This window comes from Roseateles sp. P5_E11 (assembly GCF_054049355.1).
Genome location: NZ_JBFUMO010001046.1, coordinates 1 through 1,056, shown reverse-complemented (window position 1 = coordinate 1,056; position 1,056 = coordinate 1). Strand labels below are relative to the sequence as shown.

Here is a 1,056-nt window from a genome sequence, read left to right as displayed (position 1 = left end):
CTCGTTGGTGCCGGCGAACAGCAGGTAGTCGTCGTAGTCCTTGAAGTTGTTGGCGATCTGCGTCCACATCCGGGCCAGGCGCGCGTTGGCACTGGCTTGGCGGGCGTAGGTCGGAATCAGCCAGTCGCCTTCGTGATGGGTGTTCAGCACGACATACAGGCCGGCGTTGCGGGCGTAACCGACGACCTSGGTGACRCGCGCCATCCAGCTCGGGTTGATGTTGCCGTCGGCGTCGGCGTACTGGTTCCAGGTGACGGGAATACGCACGGTCTTGAAGCCGGCCGCCTTCACCGCGTTGAGCAACTGCTGGCTCGCCACGGGGTTGCCCCAGGACGTTTCAGCCGGCACCGCGTCCAGCGTGTTGCCGAGGTTCCAGGCGGGGGACATCTGCTGCGACAGCTGGACGCTCGTCAGGTCGCGCATGGAGCCTGGCACGGTGATCACGAACGCCTGATTGCTCTTGGCGCCGCAGCTGTTGGTATACGTGGCGGTGGCCGTGCAGCTGGCAGTAGGCGTGATGGTCTGCTCGCGCGAGCCGCCCGCGGTGCCGCAGCCGCTCCACGTCCACATGCCGCCGGAGATCGGTTGCGGCCCCAGGATGGCCGAGCTGCCGGCGGTGACGGTGCCCGAGGCGGTCTGCGTCCACGTGCCATTGACGTTGACCCACGGCGTGACGGYGGTCGGCGCGCAACTGCTGCCGCGCGTGGCGGAGGCCGAGCCGGAGTTGTAGCTGCCGGCGCTGGTCGTGAACTTGACCCAGTACCAGTAGGGCGTGCCGGTGTTGGCCGAGCCGTCGGCGTAGCTCCTGGCGTTGGTGGCGGGTACGGCGATGCGGGTGCGGCCGTTGGGGTCGCTGTCCGTGTCGCGGTAGACCTCCAGGCGAGAGACGTTGCCGCTGACGGTCCAGCTGAGTTGGTTGTCGTTGGCCGAGCCGTTGGCGCTCAGGCAGACGGTGGCGCCGCCGCCGCTGCCGCAGCTTTGCGCCTGCGCGAGGGTGCCTGCGCTCGCGCCGCAGGCGAGCAGCAGTGCGGGTATCAAGGTTCTCATGTTCTACCT

The 1,056-nt window shown here is 68.1% G+C and carries 1 protein-coding gene; it reads right to left on the bottom strand.

Annotated elements, in window-relative coordinates; translation table 11 throughout:
• Positions 1 to 1,047, bottom strand: a 1,047-nt coding sequence (locus tag ACXJKR_RS33275) for a cellulase family glycosylhydrolase (protein WP_457326492.1), incomplete at its 3' end; no start/stop codon positions are given.
• Between the last annotated feature and the right edge of the window lie 9 nt (positions 1,048 to 1,056).